This is a genomic window from Chitinophaga sp. LS1, from assembly GCF_034274695.1.
In the GTDB taxonomy this organism is placed as follows: Bacteria; Bacteroidota; Bacteroidia; order Chitinophagales; family Chitinophagaceae; genus Chitinophaga.
Genome location: NZ_CP128362.1, coordinates 2,809,194 through 2,828,602, shown reverse-complemented (window position 1 = coordinate 2,828,602; position 19,409 = coordinate 2,809,194). Strand labels below are relative to the sequence as shown.

The following is a 19,409-nucleotide window of genomic DNA, read 5'->3' as shown; positions in this document are numbered from 1 at the left end:
ATGCCCGTTATCTAACTCAAATAACCTAGTATGAATATGTCTACAATTATCGGGATCACCCCGTTCGAAAACCCTGACGTTCACCTTGCCATTGCTTTGGCGAATGCGAAAGCCTTTCCTGTACTCCATTTAGGACGTAACAGACAGGTTGCGGAAACTGCATTATCTGCACTGGCATTACAACTGTCACAACCATTTGGTGTATGTATTGTGCATACTAGTGTTGCAGATATTTCCCTCCCTGAGCAGGTATCAATGGTCATTGCACCCTATGGCATGAAATTAAAACTGCCAAAGAAAGTACAACTGTTTTACCAGGTGCATAGTCTTGCCGAAGCGAAGCTGGCAAAGAAAGAGAAGGCCGACGGTATCATCCTCAAAGGGAATGAAAGCGGTGGTAAAACAGGTGATGAATCATCTTATATTCTTTTTCAGCAGGTAGTCAAAGCAATGCCTGATGCCCACATATATGTACAGGGAGGTATCGGTATTCACGCTACAGCGGCTCTTATAGCCACTGGCGCTACAGGGGTGGTACTGGACAGTCAACTGGCACTCTTTCCTGAATGTACAGCCCCTAAAGCATTAAAAAATGTATGCGAAAAACTCAATGGAAATGAGACCCGCATCATCGATCATTTCCGCGTACTGGTACGCCCCAACTCTCCGGAGCTGCCGGAAAACGCGACCATGGCCCAGTTGGAGCCACTGTTACAAACATTGGACCTGGATAAAGGTTTCCTGCCACTGGGTCAGGACATTGCCATCTCTATCGACCTTGTAAAGCGATATAAGAAATTAGGCAGACTCATCACCGGTATGCATCATGCCATTCGTGGGCATATCAGGCAGGCACAAACACAGCCTGTCATCAGTCCGAACAATGCACTGGCGAAGGAATTGAACATTACCTATCCCATTGCACAAGGGCCGATGACACGTGTGAGCGACGTGCCCGCTTTTGCTGCGGCTGTAGCCAATGCAGGTGCACTGCCATTCGTAGCCTTGTCTTTATTGAAAGGCGAATCAGCCAGAAACCTGATTCGCGAAACCAAACAACTTGCCGGTGACAAAACCTGGGGTGTGGGTATACTCGGGTTTGCACCGCAGGAGCTGAGAGATGAGCAGACTGCCTACATACTGGAAGAAAAACCTCCATTCGTGCTCATTGCCGGTGGCCGCCCCTCTCAGGCCAAAGCGCTGGAGCAGCAGGGTATTCAGTCTTTCCTGCATGTACCCTCAGCTTCATTGCTGGATATGTTTATAAAAGAAGGGGCCAGGAAGTTTGTGTTTGAAGGCCGCGAATGCGGAGGACACGTAGGGCCCCTGTCCAGCTTTGTGCTGTGGGAGAAACAGATTGACAGACTATTGCAGGAAGAAAGTGCGGGCCAGTTCAGTTTGTTTTTTGCTGGTGGTATTCACGATGCATTGTCAGCAGCTTTTATTGGTGTGATGGTCGCGCCATTGGCCACCAAAGGTGCGAAGGTAGGTGTGCTGATGGGTACTGCTTATATCTATACGAAAGAAGCGGTAGAGACAGGTGCAATCCTGCAGCAATTCCAGGATCAGGCCATTGCACATAATCATACCGTTTTATTAGAAACTGCACCGGGCCATGAAACCCGTTGTCTGCACTCTCCTTTCGCCGATTATTTTAATAAGGAAAAAGAGCAGCTGGTAGCTGCGAATGTGGATAAAAAAGAGATCTGGACTCAACTCGAATCACTGAATGTAGGCCGCTTGCGTATAGCGGCGAAAGGTGTAGATAGAACGGATGAAGGTTTGGTAAAAATAGCGCCGAAGCAACAGCTGAGTGAAGGCATGTATATGATTGGACAGGTAGCCGCCATGCGCAATGAAACGGTGACGATGCATGCACTACATGAAGATGTGGCAGCGATGAATCAGACAATTATTGATAAAGCTATTTTGCCTGCACCGCTTACACAGCCGGAGAAAGCTCTGGATGTGGCCATCATAGGTATGGCTTGTATCTATCCGGGTGCGAAAAATATCGATGAGTTCTGGGCGAATATATTAAATGGTGTAGACTGTGTAACAGAGGTGCCGGATGAGAGATGGAACAAGGAATTGTATTTTGATAATAATTCGAATGATGGTGAGATGTCTCCTTCCAAGTGGGGAGGGTTTATTCCGCGTATTGATTTCGATCCGATGGCGTTTGGGATTCCACCACAGTCATTGGCGGCGATAGACCCTACACAGTTGCTGGCTTTGCTGGTAGCAAAGCAGGCGCTGGATAATGCAGGGTATGGCGGAAAGGAATTTAATGGAGAAGATGTATCTGTGATTATAGGTGCAGAAGGAGGTACTGATCTGGCGAATAGTTATGGGTTCAGATCTACGTATCGACAGTATCTGGGTGAGCTGCCGGAGGAGTTGAAAGCAGTGTTGCCACGGATGACGGAAGATAGTTTTCCGGGCGTGCTGGCAAATGTGATCTCTGGTCGTATTACGAACAGGTTGGATCTGGGTGGACGTAACTATACGGTAGATGCAGCTTGCGCATCTTCGCTGGCGGCGATTGACCTGGCTTGTCAGGAGCTGGTATTGGGTAAGTCAGAAATGGTGCTGGCTGGTGCTGCCGACCTGCACAATGGGATTAATGACTACCTGATGTTTAGTAGTACGCATGCGTTGTCAAAGAAAGGACGGTGCGCAACTTTTGATAGTGAGGCGGATGGTATTGCACTGGGTGAAGGGGTAGCGATGATTGTGCTGAAAAGATTGTCAGATGCAAAAAGAGATGGAGATAAGATATATGCGGTGATCAAAGGTGTAGGTGGTAGCAGTGATGGTAAGAGTTTAGGATTAACTGCACCGAGAAAGGCAGGGCAGGTGAAAGCATTGGAACGTGCGTATGAGATGAGTGGGATCTCTCCCGCTACAGTGGGTTTGGTGGAAGCACATGGTACTGGTACTGTAGTAGGTGATAAGACTGAGATCAGTGCGATCTCTGACATGCTGATTCAGAATGGTGCAGTGATCGGGCAGACCTACCTGGGTTCTGTAAAGACACAGATCGGGCATACTAAATGTGCTGCAGGTTTAGCAGGATTGATCAAGGCAGCATTGTCAGTATACCATGGTGTGAAGCCGCCTACCTTACATATGAAGACGCCGAATAGTTTTTATAATCCGGCAAGCAGTCCTTTCCTGTTTAATGCGGAAGCCGGGTTGTGGCTGGATGATAAGCGTACGGCGGGTGTCAGCGCATTTGGGTTTGGAGGTACGAACTTCCATGCGGTGATTGAGAATGATGCCAGTGTACAGGATGCGCATACAGCGATAAAGACATGGCCGGCAGAGTTATTTGTATTCAGAGGAAATAGTCAGCCGTTGTTGAAAGCGGTGAGCAGCATACTCCAAAACAATGATAGCATATCACTGAAGGACCTGGCTTATAGTCTGGCAGTGTATAGTCAGGAGCCGGTATCCTTATCTATAGTGGCGACAAGTAGAGAAGATCTGATGATGAAATTAGATCTGGCGCTGGCAGGTGCTACTTCTAAAGATATTTATGTAACAGCGCCTGTAGAAGGGAAGGTAGCCTTTTTGTTCCCAGGGCAGGGTAGTCAGCGGATCAATATGGCGAGAGAGCTGTTTGTAGCTTTCCCTGTAATGAGACAGTTGCTGAAGAAACATCCTGCTTATGAGAAAGTGTTGTTCCCACCTGCGGTGTTTAATAATGAGGCGATCCGGCAACAGAAGGAACAGATCAAAGATACAAGGGTAGCGCAGCCTGTGTTGGGGATTGTGGATCTGGCCATGGCGCAATTCCTGCAATCATTGGGTATTGAGCCTGATATGGTGGCAGGGCATAGTTATGGCGAGTTGCCTGCGCTGTGTTTTGCAGGTGCATTTGCTGCTGAGCAGTTGGTGCCGCTGAGTGAGTTGCGTGCAAAAGCGATTTTGGGTGGCGTGATTGATGATAAAGGAATGATGGTGGCTGTGAGCTGTGGGGAAGATGTGTTGAAAGCATTTACGGGTGAGGGTACGGGTGTGTATCCTGTAAATCATAATTCGCCTGCGCAATGGGCATTGGCTGGTAAAACAGCTGATATTGAGGCGCTGATGGAAAAATTGAAAGAGGCGAAGATCTCTTACAAACAGATGGAAGTGGCTTGCGCATTTCATAGTCCGGTGATAGCGGGTGCAAAGGCGCTATATGAGACGGCGATCAAGGATGTGGATTTTGCACCTATTACAATTCCTGTATGGTCAAATACTACTGCACAGTTGTATCCAACACAACCAGCGGAGATCAGGGCTAGATTGGCGGAGCATATCGTTAAACCAGTATTGTTTGCAGAAGAGGTGGAACACATGTATGCTGCGGGTGCAAGGGTGTTTATCGAAGCAGGTCCGGGTAAGGTATTGAGTAATCTGGCAAAGTCAACTTTAGGTAAAGAGACGCTGGTGTTGCATACAGAAGATAAAGCACCGCATGCGATCACGCATTTGTTGAATACACTGGCAAAATATATTAGTACAGGTAGAGCGATCAATTTAGAGAAACTCTTTGATGGTCGTGATGTGCAGGTATTACAACTGGATAATCCTGCTCAATATAAGAAGAGTGCTACAGTATGGTTTGTAAATGGGCATATGGCAGTACCATCCGTGGGTAAGTTGCCGGCGCATGGTGCAATGCCATTATTGCAGCCATTGAAATTGAATATTGGCGCGGCGCCTGTAGTGGTAGCTCCTCCTGCTGGCAATGCAGAACATATGGTGCAGGAATATTTGAATAGTGTGAAATTGTTAGTGCAGGCACAGAGAGATGTGATATTGGGTTATTTGGGGCATACGCCGGCGGCAATGCCGATTGCCGCGTCGGTAGCGGCTGTGGCGCCGGTTACGCATGTGGCGGTTCAGGTTGCGGTACCTGCTGCGGCGGCTGCGGCTCCTGTTCCAGTTGCAACAAAGAGAGATACTAAACGCATCCTCATCGAAGTAGTCAGTGAAAAAACAGGTTATCCACACGAAATGCTCGGCCTTGAAATGGACATGGAAGCTGACCTGAGCATTGACTCTATCAAGCGCATGGAGATCATCGGGGAGCTCCGTACCAAAATGGGTGGTTTCAAATCAAGTGGTAAATCAGACGAAGCAGTTGTAGAACAACTGGCAGGTATCAAAACACTGAATGGACTACTGCAATGGATCGCTGAAAACGTAGATGCACAGAGCTTACCAGATGCTGGTGGTGTATCGCTGCAACACGCCATTGCACAACAACCTGTGGTCGATATCAAAGATACTATTTTGCAAATTGTGAGTGAAAAAACCGGTTATCCACAAGAGATGCTGGGCTTAGACCTCGACATGGAAGCGGATCTGAGTATAGATTCTATCAAGCGCATGGAGATCATTGGTGAACTGCGCACCCGATTGGGTGGTTTCAAAACCAGTGGTCAGAGCGACGAAGCTGTGGTAGAACAATTAGCGGGTATCAAAACGTTAAATGGGCTGTTGTTATGGATTTCTGGTAATATGGATCAACAACAGGCGGCTCCGGCAGCAGCTCCCTCCGCAGCTGCTGCGGCGCAAACATCGGTCACCTGGTCCGAAAGCGAAATCAAAAATATACTCCTGCTCACGGTAAGTGAAAAAACCGGCTATCCTACTGATATGCTGGGTATGGACCTGGATCTTGAAGCAGATCTCAGTATTGATTCCATCAAACGTATGGAGATACTGGGGGAGCTGAAAATAAAGATTGGCAGCTTCTCTCAGAATGGAGAAGATAAAACAGAAGCACTGGCAGGGATTAAAACGCTGAATGGTCTGGTGCGATGGATTGCTGAAAATGTAGGTGGTACTACTCCAGCGAGTCCTGCGCAGAACGTGAGTAATGCGAGTCCTTTGCACAACGTGGGTAATACGAGTCCTGCGCAGAACGTGAGTAATGCGAGTCCTGTGCAGAACGTTAGTAACGCGATTCCTGTATACAATACCGCCAATGCGATAGCTGCAGCAACAGCAGCAAGTCTTTCACGGTTGTGTTTTTCTTTGACACCTTCCGTTTTTTCACAACAACCAGTTGCTATTAAAGATGCGAAGTTTGCTATCATGGACGATGGCAGCGCATTGCCTGCGGCTTTGCAAAGTTTGCTGGTTGAAAAAGGCGCCAGTGTTACGATCATAAAAGGTGAAGAATCTTTAGATGAATATCAGGGACTGATCATTCCAGATCTGCTTACAGCAACCGGCCGGCCTAACATCCTCACAGCATTTGACACCATCAAAAAGCTGAACCCTGAAAAAGCGAAATGGGTATATGCCATTTCCGGTGTACTGAATGGCGATGCCAAAGACTTGCGTAGTGTACAAGGGTATCCAGGTTTTTTAAAAAGCCTGGACAAGGAATGGGAAGCTACCAAGTGCCGTAGTATTACGCTGACAGGCCAGTTCCCGGCTGATCGCATTCCGGGTATGATCATCGATGAAATTCTACATCCTGATGAACCAGCAGAAGTAATTTATCACAATGGCAGCAGACATACTTTTAGTCTGATACCTTCACAATTACCCGTAGGTGATACTTCACAACTGCAATTGGATAAGAACAGCGTAGTACTGGTATTAGGCGGTGCACAGGGCATTACAGCAGAACTGATGATCCGCTTTGCAAAGGATTACCCTTGTAATTATATACTCGTAGGCCGCTCCGCTGACCCTCGCAATACAGTAGCTTCTCAATATGCATCTCTCACTACCAAAGATGCGATCAAAAAGCAATTGATTGCCGAAGGCCAACTCACCAAACCGGCGGACATAGAAAAGAAAGCTTCCGAAATACACAAAGCAAACCAGATATTATCCACTATCCATTCGCTTGAGAAAAATGGTGCGATTGTTATTTATCGCTCACTTGACCTGCGCAATGAACAGGAGATCAGTGCACTGATCGATCAGGTCTACAAAGACTATGGCCGGATTGATGGCGTAGTGCATGGAGCCGGATTATTGGAAGATAAACTCTTCCAGCAGAAGACTTCTGAATCATTCGAACGCGTGTTCACGACCAAAGTTACACCACTGAGAATACTGGCAGAACAACTGCGTCCGGATGTACAGTTTGTGATCTTCTTTTCCAGTGTCGCTTCTGTATATGGCAACCGTGGTCAAACCGACTATGCTGCTGCCAACAGTGTGATGGACCGCTATGCATGGGAGCTGCGCAACACCATCAAAGGGAAAGTAACAGCTATCAACTGGGGTCCATGGAAAGGCACTGGGATGGTGTCTCCTGCGCTGGAAAGGGAATATGAACGCAGAGGCATTGCCCTCATCCCTTTACAGGAAGGCATGGAGCTATTTGTAAACGAGCTGAAATATGGAAATGAGAGTCAGGTACTGATCATGGCATAACCTTTAAAAACGTCCGCAGATATGAATGTAGCAATCATAGGGATGTCCGGTATCTTCCCCGGTGCGGGCAATATCCAGGCTTTCTGGCAGAACATTATACAGAAAAAAGACGCAATACAGGCGGTGCCTGAAAACAGGCTGGACGCCACCTTCTTTGATACGGAGACGATAGCGGTAGACCGTTTTTATTGTCGCAAGGGTGGGTTCATCGATGAATTTGCCACCTTCGATCCCATTCGTTTTGGCATATTGCCACTGGCGGTAGAGGGTACAGAACCAGAGCAGTTACTTACGCTGGCCCTTGCCCAACAAGCATTGCAGGATGCAGGCATATTGGATAAGCAAATCCCGCTGGAGAAAACAGGTATCATTATCGGGAAAGGGAATTATCCCGGTCCCGGTGCTACCAGAGCGATTGAAATAGTGCGTACAGGTGAGCAGATTGTACAACTCCTGCAAACTTTATTACCACATTTATCAGGTGCTGATCTTGAAAAGGTAAAGAAAGAGTTCCAGCAGAAAAAAGGTCGCTTTGGTCCGGATACAGCCATGGGATTGATTCCTAATCTTGTGGCTTCTTTGGTAGCGAATCGTTTGAACCTGGGTGGTGTAGCTTATACACTGGATGCCGCCTGCGCCAGTTCACTGCTGGCAGTAGATCATGGCCTACAGGAACTCAGCACCGGCAGAGCAGATATGATCATTGCCGGTGGGGTACATGTATCGCAGAATGCGCCATTCTGGAGCATCTTCACGCAACTGGGGGCGCTTTCAAGAAGACAGCAGATAAGACCTTTTGATCAACAGGCCGATGGTTTGCTGATAGGAGAAGGATGTGGTTTTGTCGTGCTGAAAAGATTAGATGACGCCATTTCTGATAATGACCGCATCTATGCTGTTATCAAAGGTAGTGGCATATCCAGCGATGGTGCCGGTACCAGTGTAATGAGTCCTGCTGTAAAAGGGCAAGCGGTTGCGATCAGGCAGGCATGGCAAAAAGCCGGAGTTTCTCTGGATGAAATCGGATATATCGAAGCACATGGCACAGGTACGCCATTAGGTGATAAAACAGAACTCGAAACACTGGCACAGGTGTTTGGTCAACATGCACATAAAGCAGGTATTGGTTCTGTGAAATCGATGATTGGTCATGCGATGCCGGCAGCTGGTATGGCAGGTTTGATCAAGACAGCGCTGGCATTGTATCACAACACCCTGCCTCCTACCCTGCATTGTGAAGAACCGATAGCAGCTATGCAGGACACCCGGTTTGCACCCGTACAGGAAGCGACCGACTGGCAGGCGACAGGCTTGCCATTAAGAGCAGGGGTGAATGCATTTGGGTTTGGTGGCATCAATGCACACCTGGTGGTGGAAGGCTTTAATGGCTTACCTAAAGGCGTCTTCAATGGTATCACGCCTTCGCTGAAAGCAGATGTATTACTGCTGGCAAGGAATAGTGGAGATGCATTGATCCGTGCATTGGAGAATAAAGAAACCGATCCGGGACAGGGTGATTACCGCATTGCATTGTTTGATCCTTCGCCGGAACGAATCAAAAAAGCCGTAAAAATTGTAGGCAGGAATACGCCGTGGAGAAATAAACAGGACATCTGGTTTACCAATGAGCCGTTGATTTCCAAAGGTGGAAAGGTAGCCTTCCTTTTCGCAGGTCTGGATGGATTGGGGGGCGGAGAAGTAGATAGCGTAGCAGCTCACTTTAATTTACCCGGTGCTGAGAGCAATAAAGACAGCGTATATGATTCTGCTATTACCCTGCTGGAAAGGAGCCGTATTATCGATACAGCCCTCAAACAAATGGGTATTCGTCCTGACCTGAATGCAGGACATAGTATGGGTGAATGGCTGGCTGGCCGCTCTGCGGGCATGGCTACGGAAGCTTCTATTCTTGAAATATTACAGGACCTGAACCCACAGGCATTAGAAACAGAAAATGCGAAATTTCTGGTAACCGGTATTGGATATGATCAGCTGCTTCCTTTACTGGAAGGGAAGAAAGACATCTATCTATCCATGGACAACTGTCCGCAGCAAGCGATTCTTTGTGGTACGGATGCTGCTGTTGCAGACTTCATTGAGATACTGAAAGTAAAGCAGATCTTCTATCAGGTACTGCCTTTCCAGTCTGGCTTCCACTCTCCTTTTGTAGCGAAGAAAACAGATGTATTACTCGCAGGTATCAGCAAGATACAGTGGTTGAAACCTGAGATTCCGTTCTGGTCCGCTACTACGCTGGATCTGTATCCGGATACGTATGAGGCTATCAGGGATTTGAGTGTGGAGCATTTGATCAAACCGGTACGCTTCCGTGAACTGACCCGGAAATTATACGAGGAAGAAAATGTACGCGTGTTTATTCAGGCGGGTGCAGGTGGTTTGATTGGATTTGTAGACGATACATTAAAAGGTAAATCATATAGTGCGATCGCTGCGAATGTACCTACACGCGGTGGTTTGGATCAGTTACAACGAGTAATGGCTGCATTGTTTGTGGAGGGGAAAGCGGTAAATCTGGCATTTTTAGGGATTTCGCCGAAAGGCAAATCGGGTATGCCTTTGCAATTAGGCTCACCGTTTATTAAAGAACTGGATAGTTTAAAGGGATTATCTCTTCCTGCTCCTGCTATGAAGCCGGCATTTGCCACCGTTCGAAAACCTGTTTTACAGGCATTTCTCCAAAATGTAGATGAGATCACGGCTATCCAGGATGAAATCATTGCACTATTCAATGACCCGATCACTGTACAACCCATTTCTCATACACTCAATATTTCCCTGGAAAACACGCCTTACCTCATCGACCACGCATTGGTAAAACAAAAACCCGGATGGCCCATTAAAGAGGATATGGACCCCGTTATACCCATGACGATGATCTTTGAGCTATTTGGTGACGTGGCCCGTGCAAACGGACAGAATAGGGCTGTAAAACGCATTTACAACATACAGGTGTTCCAATGGATGAACGTGTCCTCTCCTTTCAAAGAAACCATTACCGGTAAGTGGGAAGGGAATGACACTGTGCACATGGACCTTCCAAATTATGCCAATGCCAGTGTGCAACTGACTAAACAATATCCGGTACCACCTGCAAGGGATTTTTCCATTGGCCCCTCATTAGGCAGTGAATTGTACAAAACACCTGAGCAAATATACGAGCGGCACATGTTCCATGGCCCCGGTTATCAGGGTATCAGGAAGATTGTGCACATGGGAGAAAAAGGTATCACCGGCATCATCGAAAGCAGCACGGGCAAAGGATCCTTATTAGACAACGCCGGCCAGTTGTTCGGACTGTGGTTACAGCTGATCTTAACGAAAGACAGGATCGCATTTCCCGTAAAGATCCATGAAATCGCTTTCTATGGTGATATGCAGGATCAATCCGGCAGCTTTGAATGCACGTGTCAGCTCACTGAACTGAATGACGAATTTGCGACTGCTGATTTTGTCATTAAAAAAGCAGGACAGATCTGGGCCATCGTTACCGGTTGGCAAAACAGAAGGCTTGAAATTGATGAAGCCCTCTGGCAGATCTCCATGGCGCCTTTACAAAATAAGCTGGCGAAAGAGATTGCACCGGGTGTATTCACTTTCAACAATGCTTACCAGCGTGTGGTATCATGGGATTTTATTCAGAAGCGCTACCTGAACCAGGCAGAAAAAGCATTTGTAAAAGGGTTGATGCCCATGAAGCGTAAAGAACGGATCATCAGTCGCGTGGCCGCCAAAGACGCTGTGCGGGCGGTGTTACAACACCATTGCTTCCCGATAGAATTTGAAATCAAAAACAATGCTGCCGGTGCACCTTATGTAGCAGGTGTGGAAGGTATTCAACTGAGTATCGCACACAAAGGCATGGAAGCCGTGGCGATTGCCCGTTATCACCAAACCGTAGGCATTGACATAGAAGAGATAAAACCACAGAGCGAAGGCTTTTGTGAACTGGTGTTCAGTGTTACAGAACTGGAGCTGTTGCCCCCTGAGAACCGCGATGAATGGATCATTCGTGCCTGGGTCGCCAAAGAAGCCTATGGCAAATACCTGGGCAAAGGGCTCCAGGGCAATCCAAAAGGATATACCATTACCACTATCACTGGTGATGAACTGACTATTAACGATATCAACATTAAGACAATTAAACACAACAATTTTATAATCGGATGGACGCTATAGCTGCACACAAACTGAACAGCGAAGAGATCTTCGCCTTGCTGAAACAATTCATAACTGAGGTAATCGGAGAAGAGTTCGTAGAAGATATGGACATCACCAAAGAAAGCTCTTTTACACGGGACCTGGAAATGGACAGTATCGAGATCGTGTCCTTTTCAGAGAAAGTGAAGAGTCACTTTGGCGAACATGTAGACTTTACAGGATGGCTCTCCAACATGGACCTCGACCAGCTGATCAATCTCAGTCTGGGTGACATTATAAAATACATTGAACAATGCCAGTAATCAAAATCAATCACACCTCCGTTCATGTACAGGAAATGAACAAAGGTGCAAAGGAAACCATTTTGCTGATCCATGGAATGTTCAGCAATCTGTCCGTTTACTATTTCAACATTGCCCCAATTCTGGCCAAACAATTTCATGTAGTCATGTATGACCTGAAGAGTCATGGCATGAGCGGTAAGGAGAAAGATGGTTATGACCTGAACGCCCTCACCGACGATCTGTTAGCCCTGATGGAAACCTTAGAACTCAAAGCGGTACACCTGGTAGGTTATAGCTTCGGCGGACTGGTAGCCCTGCGCATGGCGAGCCGGTTCCCCGGTAGGGTCAGGAAACTTGCGGTCATCGAAGCGCCTGATCCGGGCGAAAATGAAAGACTGGGCATCATCGATATGTACAGCAAAGAGTTTCTGATCGACTACATCAACAACTTTACTGACACCACAAAGTTTAAGATGGGCAAGCGACAGCTGGAAAAAAACCATCGCATGTACGAATACCTGTTCAATGAAACATCCATCAAAGCTGACCTGCGCAAAGAACGTGGCTTCTTCTCAGGCAAAGAGATCGGGTATATCAAACAGGATACGTTATTGCTCTATGGCAAAGACTCTGACTGCGTACCCTCCGGACAAACTTTATATGACAGACTCACCCGTTCCAAGCTCGCTTTACTGAACGGGGATCATAATCTGCCGCTACAACAGCCGGAAGAAACGGCATTACGATTAAAAGACTTCTTCGAAGGATGGCAGAGCAAATTCAGACAAATCAATAATAGAATATGGCAAGGTTTGCGTTTATAGTTCCTCCCTTACATGGGCATGTGAACCCAACATTGAGCCTCGGTGCTGAATTATTGAAAAGAGGGCACGAAGTAGGCTGGATCACCCTGGACCCCGCACTGGGCAATAGATTACCAGCCGGTGGTCAGCTGCTGCTCGCCGAGTATAACGACGATAGCGAAGACTACCTGGAACAGATCCATAAAAAGAATGTATCCGGCATTGAAAGTATCAAGTTCCTTTACGAAGAGGTACTGATACCCCTGAACAGATTTATGTACGATGGCATCAATACCATCCTGGATAGCTTCAAACCTGATGTAGTGATCAATGACCACCAGCTATTTGCCGGTGCCATTGCGGCTTACAACAGGAATATGCCTTACGCTACTTCCGTGACTGCACCAGCAGCGATCAAGATGGTTGAAGACCTGCCCGGTGTACACGATTGGGAAGTAAAACAGATCGTAGGACTACAACAGGAACTCGGCGTACCAGGGAATACCGCCGTTGTACTTTCTGAAAAACTCACATTGGTATATACTTCAAAAGATTTCTTCGGTTATATGGACACACCGGAGCATTACAAGTTCATCGGCCCCGTGTTCAATAACCGGCATACTGTACCCCCTTTTAACTGGGAACAACTGTCGCAGATGGGTGCCCATCCAAGGATACTGGTCTCGATAGGCACGACATTCGATCACGCCTATAAAAAAGAATTCTTTGGAAAGGTCATTGATGCTTTTAACAACGAGACAGTGACAGTAATAGTCGTATCAGATGAAAGTCTCTTTGAGAGCTGGCCTTCTAATTTTATTGTGCAGGACCGCGTACCACAGCTGGATCTGTTGCCACACCTGGATGCCGTGGTTTGCCATGGAGGTCATAATACCGTGTGCGAAACACTTTCGCATGGATTGCCACTGGTTGTGATTCCTATTGCTTATGATCAATCGCATGTAGCAGGTCAGGTCACACAGGCAGAGAGTGGTGTACGGCTGAACTTTAAACGTTTCAAGGCACCACATCTTCGTGAAGCTGTATTCGAGATCCTGAAAAACCCGGCGTATAAACAAGCCGCACAACGTATCCGGGATTCATTTGAACGTTCTGGTGGCGCCGCTACAGCAGCCGATCTGCTGGAAGACCTGGCGCCTGTCGTTCCCCCTTATGGTATGACGATGAACCAGGCATTTTACCGCAACAAAGTTTATTAATCTATCTTAAAAACCACTATCCTATGTCTAAATTCATGTTTGTAGTACCGCCCTTCTTCGGGCATATCAGTCCCACCCTCAGTGTAGGCAGCAGCCTGATTGCGAAGGGACATGAAGTGATATGGGTAGGCTTGAAAGAACTGGCTCCTGAGCATATTCCTGCAGGAGGAAAATTCATCGTACCACATGCAGAGCTGGCGGAATACCAGACTGCTATCCATCATATTTTACAAAAGCAGGACGAAGGTCCGAAACTATCTGGGGTAGAGACCCTGAAACTGGCTCTGGAAGAGACTTACCTCCCCTTCTGCCGTATTATGATCAATGGTGTAAACAGGGTAGCTGATGAGTTTCAGCCGGATGTGATTGTAAGTGATTGCATCACTTTTGCAGGTGCCATCTGTGCTCATCAAAAAGATATTCCCTGCGTAACGACTACACCTGTACCTCCTGATGTGACAGCAGATAGTATGCAGTCACCCAAGATCTTCGAATGGCAGCAGAACCTGATCCAAGGCCTGCATCATGAGATGGGCATTTACTCAGGCGAGTTTGCCATTCATTCAAGAGAGATGAATATTGTATTTACTTCTGAAGAGTTTTCAGGGTGTAAGGAACCTTTGCCACACATGCGTTTTGTTGGACCTGTAAAGGGCAGACCGAATAATACACCGTTCGACTGGGATCGTTTATCAAGAGCCATCGGACCAAAGGTATTCGTGTCGTTAGGTACATTATTGGTAGATATCAGAAAGGAATTTTTTGGCAAACTGATAGAAGCATTTGCCAATGAACCATTGACCATCGTTGCAGCGACTGATCCGGGGATTTTTGAAACCTGGCCGGACAACTTCATTGTACAGGGCTATGTACCACAGACACAACTGATGCCGCATATGGATGCGGTAATCTGTCATGGTGGTTTCAACACGGTGAACGATGCTTTCCTGAATGGGTTACCTATGCTCATCACTCCCATCGCATACGATCATTTCCACACTGCATCACTCATTGAAAATGCAGGGTGTGGTATCAAGCTGCGCTACAAGCGGCTACGGGTCAGCGATCTGCGGGATTCTATGTGGGAAGTTTTACAAAATGAAAAATACAGAAAGGGCGCACAGCACATCAGAGATACATTTATACAGGCTGGAGGAAACGATAAAGCGGTAGAGCTATTAGAAACTTTTGCACAACGCACTAAAGCAAGGTTAACTGCATGAAAAGAAAATTACTCTTTCCCGAAAGGCTGATGTTGGGAGATGGCAACACACCTTTCAATGTCGTATCTGCTATCCGTATCAAAGGGTCAATCTCAGAAGAGAACCTGGTACATGCACTGGCTTGTATTCAGGCCAAACATCCTTTGCTCAGGGCAAACATTATCGATGACCACTATGTGGTGCAGGAACAACCTGGTACCATTCCTTTGAAGATCGTTCATAGCACTGATTGGATCACTGTCACTTTAGCAGAACTGGCCCAGCCTTTTGACACGACTACCGCACCACTGGCAAGAGTGACCTGGATCAGAACACTGCATTATTCAGACCTGGTGCTCTCGCTGCATCATTGTCTTTGTGATGGCGGGGGCCGGTGGGCATTGATGAAGGAAATCATCGCCCTGCTGGATAACCCTTCAAAGGATATTGGCATGCATCGCTCTTTATTGACAATTGAAGATATTATTCCTGCAGCGCAACGTGCAGGGTGGCCATTAATGAAAGCAAAGTTAGTAGGCGGCATTGTTAAATATGGTTCTCAACTCCTGGCCGCGCTGGTTTCCACAAAAGGGAAGTCAAAAACCAACCGTGAAAAGGACTACCTGTTACACTGGAAACTGGATGAGGGCATGACATCCGCACTGGTACGTCAGTGTAAGGCCATGGGTGTTACCGTGAATACCGCCCTCTGTGTAGCACTGGCCAGTGCTTTCAGAAAAGTAAAGGGAGAACAGGGTGCTGCTAAGGTGACCTGTCCCGTAGATATCCGGAAGTATGTACCGGCTATTACCAAAGATTCCATCTTCTCCGTAGGTCTTTCCATTACACTGGAAATTCCGGATGAACATACCCGGCCTTTCTGGACAAGGGTGCAGCTGTTACAGCCCATCGCTACTGACAAACAGAAAAGACTGGACACTTCTATGGTACATGCCCTGGAATATGCACATTCCGCTATTCCACACATGATCAAATTCCTGACGTATGGCAAACTCAATTATAACCTGATGTTTTCCAACATGGGACAACTGGATATTGATGAGCACTGGCGAACCTTTGATATCGAAACAGTATTTAGTCCCGCCGTGATCGGTCCTTTTGCTAATCCGAATACAGTATTGACCTGTACATATAAAGGGCAGATGGATTTCACATTTATTTCCAATGATGACTTTTTAGCACTGGACGATGCCCGGGCTATTAAAGACGCTCTCCTCAAGATATTAAAAGAAGTACTACCCAGCACCACACCAATTTTAACCATATGAACAGAAAATTAACTGTTGGAGAGAGGGTGATGTATGTATCCTCTGAGGCACCTGTGAATTGTATATTTCCCGTAAAAATCAAAGGGCAGATCAATCAGGAAAGGCTGGAACAGGCCCTGCTGAAGTTGCAGCTAAAACATCCGCTATTGAGAGTGGTGATCAGAGAAGATGAAAAAGGAGCGCCTTATTATGTAACAGATACGCAGATCGCGCCGATTCCTATTGATATACGTGAACGTTATACAAACGAGGACTGGCAACAGGTGAGTGTGGATGAGTGGTACCGGCCGTTCGAGGTCACTAAGGGGCCACTGGCAAGGGTGGTTTGGCTGAAATCGGATATGGTTTCGGAATTATTGCTGGTTTGTCCACATTGTATTTGTGACGGGAGTTCTATTCTGACATTGTTGCGGGAGTTGCTGATGGGGTTGGATAATCCTTTGTTGGATCTGCCGCCTTATCCTTCTTTTGAGCATATATCTGAGTTATTGCCTTTATCGCTGTTGGATAATAAAAAATTCAAACTCCGGGCCAGCGTGATTGGGAAGATAGCGGGATTGGTATTGTGGTTGAAAACGCGGGGATTAAAGCCGGTGACCAGCAGGGGGTATTTATTAAACTGGAAACTGAGCCAGGAGTTGAGTAATACGCTGGTATACCGGTGTAAGGAGGAAGGGACTTCTCTTTTTGCGGCCATTTCAGTGGCTTTTCTGGAAGCCTTTAGGCAGGTGAGAACATCGCAGGCGCATAATAAGCTCATTTGCCCGGTAGATATCAGGAGATTTGTACCTGAGATCGCGCAGGATGAACTGTTTGCATTTGCACCTATTGTAGAATTATCTGCGGATACCAGTGCCCTGAACGATTTCTGGTCCAAGACCCGGAGTTTTAAGAATGACCTGATGGCGAAGATTGACAAGATCAATATCCACGAGTTATTATACATGGGGGAGCATTTTCATAGTTCCCTGCCCAGGATGGTGACATTTTTGAAAACGACAGATGGTACGCATGATGTGACCTTATCAAATATGGGAAAATTACACCTACCGGAGAGTTTTGAGACTTTCGAGCTGGAAACGGTGTATAGTCCGAGTGCCGGTTTTCCCTGGCGCAATCCGAATACATTGGTGGCTTCTACCTACAAAGGGCTGCTTGATTTTACATTTATTTCCAACGAGGCTTTCCTACCTGAAAGTGATGCCCGGGCGATACAAATGAAGGCGATCAGTATCCTTCAGGAGAAAAGCCGTATAAAACAAACTTATGGGGTCAAGGGATAAATTGCTAAAGACCTTCACACGTAAACAATTATATATTTATTTCATAACCAACCTGCTGATCAATGCCGTTGTACCCTACTTTGGGTTCGACGACAGGCATGCGGTCAGTTTATTCAGGGGAGCGCATTCCATGGCGCGTTTTCTGATTCCCATGGCGATCTTTCTGCCATTTGGGATTACGTTCGACATATTAAAGAAATACTTTACGCTTTTGGAGAAAGAGGGGTTGGCATTTATGTTGCCTTCTCACAATTCAAAGTTGTCATTTATGCTAAGAATGGCTGGTGTCAATGCTTTGGCTACGGTAATTGTGGTTACGGGGGCTATGTGGATCATCCATGTGAGTATGCCAGCAGGGTATAGTTTTGAGGGAACCTGGCTGGCGATTATTTCAGGGGTGATAGCAGGTGGATTGGCGATCCTGTTTACCTGGTTGCCGCTATATGTAGTGAAAAAACTGCCGTCTGCGTAATATTACATAATTTAGTGACTGTGATGCCCGTTATTAACCCGATAACGAGCGTCGCTATCATTAAATTCACATGGATGAAAAGGTTTCTAGCATTTTTCATGCTCCTGCTCCCCATAGCACTGAGCGCACAGACAAAACTTTCCGCTAATATAGCAGAAGACTTTTCCAATAGGGTAGCAGAACGCTATCAGCAAAAGAATCATCAGGCCGAGCTTTTCATTGCCGACCAGCTTTCCAAGAGCGGGACCGGCGGGTTGGATATTGATAAGACCATGACCGATCTGAAAAGTGATCCGGCGGCATTGGATGAATCCCTGAAGTTTTTGTTCCAGTATAATGACTGTAACCGTCAGACCCTGATTGCGTATTTCCGTGAGATGGGGGTGCTGAGTGGCAGCGTGTTTCCACTGGCGACTTATACAGTGAATAAGTATAAGAATGAAAGTAAGACATTGATTGAAGAGAAAGCGACTATTATAAAGATGGGTGCAATGCCGGTAGCTGCAGCAACACCACAGCCTATTCCAGCTAAGAAACCAGCGACTGCCAGGAAGGTTTCTTCTGAAGAGGAAGCTACGACTGTATCTCATGAAAATGATAATACCCCTACAGCGGCATCTGCGGGTGTTGCAGAACCAGGTGATTCTACTGCAGCTACTGCTGCTGCAGGTGGAGAAGATTATAACTGGGATGTACGTACACTTTTCAAACTGCGTACCCCTCAGGAACTGGAAAACCTGTATGGGAAAGAGAATGTAGTGTATCGTGGTACTACTGACCTGGCAGGCAATGATGCGGGTAATGCATATTTCGTATTCCCTGATACGGACAATGAAATGCAGGTGATATTTGATGGTGATAAGAGTCCGACTATTACTTTTACAAAGCCACATGCTAAGTGGAAATCTCCATTTGGAATTAAAGTAGGTGATCCTTTGGATAAGGTGGTGAAGGTGAATGGCCGTGATTTCAAGATCAATGGTTTTGAGTGGACAGATGGTGGGATTGTGAATAGCTGGGAAGGTGGACAAATTGCGGGCAAAGGAGTGTTAGTGTTGTTTAAGGCGAATAATTCCGGTGATCCGAATATGTATGATAAGGTGACGGGCGATAAGAAGGTGAAGACGGATATGGGGGTGTTGAAGAAGTTGGAGGTAGTGGTGGATAAGATAGAGTTTAAGAGTAATTGAGTTTAAGCGTTTTTATAAATAGGAAAAGCGTTTGCCTTTGGCAAACGCTTTTCCTATTTATAAAGGGTATATCGACGCCTGTAGGCGCC

General features: G+C 46.7%; 10 protein-coding genes. All 10 read left to right on the top strand.

The window, feature by feature from the left end; all coding sequences use genetic code 11:
• Positions 1–36 precede the first annotated feature (36 nt).
• The gene (locus QQL36_RS11685) at positions 37–7,398 is read left to right on the top strand and encodes an SDR family NAD(P)-dependent oxidoreductase (RefSeq protein ID WP_321569808.1); all 7,362 of its coding nucleotides are present in this window, start codon (positions 37–39) and stop codon (positions 7,396–7,398) included.
• A 21-nt stretch (positions 7,399–7,419) separates the two neighbouring features.
• Positions 7,420–11,595, top strand: a complete 4,176-nt coding sequence (locus QQL36_RS11680; protein WP_321569807.1) for a beta-ketoacyl synthase N-terminal-like domain-containing protein — start codon at positions 7,420–7,422, stop codon at positions 11,593–11,595.
• Entirely contained in the window at positions 11,583–11,879 is a 297-nt protein-coding gene (locus QQL36_RS11675) for an acyl carrier protein (RefSeq protein ID WP_083728771.1), read from the top strand. Before QQL36_RS11680 ends, QQL36_RS11675 begins: the two co-directional genes overlap by 13 nt.
• Positions 11,870–12,685 (top strand): alpha/beta fold hydrolase, encoded by an 816-nt coding sequence (locus QQL36_RS11670; protein WP_083728769.1) that lies wholly within the window; start codon positions 11,870–11,872, stop codon positions 12,683–12,685. Before QQL36_RS11675 ends, QQL36_RS11670 begins: the two co-directional genes overlap by 10 nt.
• The gene (locus QQL36_RS11665) at positions 12,664–13,884 is read left to right on the top strand and encodes a glycosyltransferase (RefSeq protein WP_083728767.1); all 1,221 of its coding nucleotides are present in this window, start codon (positions 12,664–12,666) and stop codon (positions 13,882–13,884) included. Before QQL36_RS11670 ends, QQL36_RS11665 begins: the two co-directional genes overlap by 22 nt.
• 23 nt (positions 13,885–13,907) lie before the next feature.
• Positions 13,908–15,107, top strand: a complete 1,200-nt coding sequence (locus QQL36_RS11660) for a glycosyltransferase (RefSeq protein WP_321569806.1) — start codon at positions 13,908–13,910, stop codon at positions 15,105–15,107.
• On the top strand, positions 15,104–16,375 hold the full coding sequence (locus QQL36_RS11655; protein ID WP_321569805.1) for a hypothetical protein: 1,272 nt from the start codon (positions 15,104–15,106) through the stop codon (positions 16,373–16,375). Before QQL36_RS11660 ends, QQL36_RS11655 begins: the two co-directional genes overlap by 4 nt.
• Positions 16,372–17,658, top strand: coding sequence for a condensation domain-containing protein (locus QQL36_RS11650; RefSeq protein ID WP_083728761.1), 1,287 nt, complete (start codon positions 16,372–16,374; stop codon positions 17,656–17,658). The genes QQL36_RS11655 and QQL36_RS11650 overlap by 4 nt, the downstream gene beginning before the upstream one ends.
• Positions 17,642–18,130: a hypothetical protein gene (locus QQL36_RS11645; RefSeq protein WP_143709058.1), complete on the top strand. Its 489-nt coding sequence runs from the start codon at positions 17,642–17,644 to the stop codon at positions 18,128–18,130. The genes QQL36_RS11650 and QQL36_RS11645 overlap by 17 nt, the downstream gene beginning before the upstream one ends.
• Before the next feature lie 74 nt (positions 18,131–18,204).
• Complete coding sequence (locus tag QQL36_RS11640; RefSeq protein WP_143709057.1) at positions 18,205–19,320, top strand: hypothetical protein; 1,116 nt, start codon at positions 18,205–18,207, stop codon at positions 19,318–19,320.
• The last annotated feature ends 89 nt before the right edge of the window (positions 19,321–19,409 follow it).

Bases quoted from the DNA above. Each gene is read 5' to 3' on its own strand.
- QQL36_RS11685 (WP_321569808.1), top strand. From the start codon at position 37: ATGTCTACAATTATCGGGATCACCCCGTTCGAAAACCCTGACGTTCAC.
- QQL36_RS11680 (WP_321569807.1), top strand. From the start codon at position 7,420: ATGAATGTAGCAATCATAGGGATGTCCGGTATCTTCCCCGGTGCGGGC.
- QQL36_RS11675 (WP_083728771.1), top strand. From the start codon at position 11,583: ATGGACGCTATAGCTGCACACAAACTGAACAGCGAAGAGATCTTCGCC.
- QQL36_RS11670 (WP_083728769.1), top strand. From the start codon at position 11,870: ATGCCAGTAATCAAAATCAATCACACCTCCGTTCATGTACAGGAAATG.
- QQL36_RS11665 (WP_083728767.1), top strand. From the start codon at position 12,664: ATGGCAAGGTTTGCGTTTATAGTTCCTCCCTTACATGGGCATGTGAAC.
- QQL36_RS11660 (WP_321569806.1), top strand. From the start codon at position 13,908: ATGTCTAAATTCATGTTTGTAGTACCGCCCTTCTTCGGGCATATCAGT.
- QQL36_RS11655 (WP_321569805.1), top strand. From the start codon at position 15,104: ATGAAAAGAAAATTACTCTTTCCCGAAAGGCTGATGTTGGGAGATGGC.
- QQL36_RS11650 (WP_083728761.1), top strand. From the start codon at position 16,372: ATGAACAGAAAATTAACTGTTGGAGAGAGGGTGATGTATGTATCCTCT.
- QQL36_RS11645 (WP_143709058.1), top strand. From the start codon at position 17,642: ATGGGGTCAAGGGATAAATTGCTAAAGACCTTCACACGTAAACAATTA.
- QQL36_RS11640 (WP_143709057.1), top strand. From the start codon at position 18,205: ATGAAAAGGTTTCTAGCATTTTTCATGCTCCTGCTCCCCATAGCACTG.